Origin of the sequence: Streptomyces sp. PA03-6a (assembly GCF_033792765.1) — a bacterium.
GTDB lineage: Bacteria > Actinomycetota > Actinomycetes > Streptomycetales > Streptomycetaceae > Actinacidiphila.
The window spans coordinates 1-2,277 of sequence record NZ_JARAVK010000511.1 but is presented as its reverse complement, the minus strand read 5'-3'; the positions used below and the strand labels follow the sequence as shown (position 1 = coordinate 2,277).

The 2,277-nt window shown below is 62.7% G+C and carries 1 protein-coding gene; it reads right to left on the bottom strand.

Translation table 11 applies throughout. The annotated features are described in order from the left end of the window. Nucleotides 1-82: 82 nt before the first annotated feature. The gene (gene ltrA / locus PV350_RS46160) at nucleotides 83-1,627 is read right to left on the bottom strand and encodes a group II intron reverse transcriptase/maturase (protein ID WP_500339256.1); all 1,545 of its coding nucleotides are present in this window, start codon (nucleotides 1,625-1,627) and stop codon (nucleotides 83-85) included. Nucleotides 1,628-2,277: the final 650 nt, after the last annotated feature.

The following is a 2,277-nucleotide window of genomic DNA, read 5'->3' as shown; positions in this document are numbered from 1 at the left end:
GCGGCCTGGTCGGGTAGGACCGCCACATTGCTGCGGCGGTCCCCCCTCAGAACCGTGCGGGCCCGTTGTCCGAGCACACGGCTCAAGCAAGCCCTGATGGCTCGCGGGCGTATGCAGGTGCTGGCTTGTGTTTGCGACGTCGTTCGGCCCAGTAGTCGGCAAGGGCTGGGTCGTCGACGGACGACGTGCCCTTGACCATCTGGTGCCGGACGATCTTGGTCCAGGAGAACTTGGCGAGGTAGCGGCCACTGTCGCGGTCGCCGAAGACCCACCGGTCTCGCCGGGCCTTGTTGAACATGCCGAAGTAGCGGGCGATGACCCAGTGCTTCGGCTTGTTCGGGTGTGTGTGGGTTGCCCACTTGTAGATGAGCTTCCACACGTAGGCATCCAGGGCATGGAAGATGCGGCTGGACACCGCGCTCCGGTAATAGGCCGCCCATCCCCGGATGATCGGGTTGAGCTTGTGGATCACCGCTTCGGCGTTGGCCCCTCGCAGGGCCTTGACTTCGGCGGCCAGCCGTTTCCGGATGCGTCGCACGGCTGCCGTGCTGGGTTTGATCAGCAGCACCGTCCCGCCGCGGTAACGGCGGATGTTGAAGCCCAGGAAATCACAGCCCTCGTTGAGGTGGACGATGCTCGTCTTGTCCTCGTTAAAGACCAGACCTCTGGGTTTCAACCAGGTGGCCAGTTGCGCCTGGATCTGCTCGGCCTCGACTCTGGAGTGAGCGAAGACAAGAAGGTCGTCAGCATATCTGATCAGCACCGGCGAGCCCGGCCTTGTTTCACCGGCGTGTGATCCGCCGGTGAAATAACGGACTCCGGCAGCCTCTTCCATTCCATGGAGAGCAATGTTGAGCAGGAGGGGACTGATCACGCCGCCTTGAGGTGTTCCTTCCTCGGTGGCGGTGAAAAACTCCTTCTCGATGACTCCGGCTTTCAGCCATCGGGTGACCATTCCAGTTGCAGGAAAGGTTCCCAGCATCTCAATGAGATGAACGTGATCGATGCGGTCGAATGCCGCTGCCAAGTCCGCGTCCAGTACCCACTTCCGCTTCGGGGTCTTCCCGTGCGCGACCGCGAATATCGCCTGGATCGCATCCTGACATCCCCTGCCCGGTCTGAACCCATAGGACTTCGACTCGAACCGGGCTTCCCATTCGGGCTCCAGCGCATTGACTGCCTTGGCTTGCAGGACTCTGTCAATGATGACGGGAATCCCGAGGGGGCGCCGCTTTCCGTTACTCTTCGGAATGTAGACCCGTCGGGCGGGCTTGGGATTCCACGGAGCTGAGCTGTGCTGAACCCAGCTGGCCAATTCGGCCTTTCCCGGGTTCGTGAGCACGACTCTGCCGTCGATGCCCGCCGTCCGGCGGCCAGCGTTGATCTCCGTCACCCGTCGCACGCTGACCAGCGTGTTACTGCGGCTGCGGAGCATCAGTTTCTGCAAGTTGCGGACCCTCTTCAGGTCCCCTGCCTGCGACGCCGCGAAGATGCGCTGGCGTAGACGACGTACGTTCCCCTCGGCGGCATCCCAGTCGATCGCATGCCAGTCGAGTAGTTCGTCTTCCGGTCCGTTCACCCCGTCGCCCCTCGGCGGCGTGGCGTCTAACGTGCCCTTCAGTTCCATCGTCCTTGTCATCGTCCTCTCAGCAGGCTCACCTGACCCACGTCAGCACCCTTTCGGGCCGGGTCACCTGGACCCTGTCCGGCCAGTTATGCGGGACTGCTGGCGGAGTGACCAGCTGTTGTGCCCCGGTTTCCTGTTTCCTTTCGGCTACCGGCGTTCGCTTCTTGGGTCATCCTGTTCCCGCCGGGGATTTGAGCTTTCCTTGCGGTCGGCCTACCCGTTGCGTGATGGCAACGGGACCCCTGCGGGGTTTCCACGTTCTGCATGAGCGAGATGCGAGCGGGGTGGGTGCCCTCTCTACCCCGGGACGGCGGTGTTCTCCCGGCTGACTGCTTCTCTCCAGCCGGCGCCTGCCGCTTCTCAGCGACCAGTCCTGTACCCCGCTGGAACATCCCATCGGCGGGGGTCGAAGTTACGAGGCATAGCCAAGGGTTTATTCGCATTCACCCGTCCACTCATTCCCCTTGCCTGTAACTCCCGGATGGAACAGGAGCCCTTGGGCTTTTCCCCCGGGCTTCACACCCTCCCGTTACCAGGAACGCACGCCGGAGCGGGGACAGGCCCTGAACACTGGCCCGGAACTACACCTTCCTCAACGGAACCTCCTCTCGGTGAGTTCACTCAGCTCAAGCAGCCTCGTGTCGCACGAA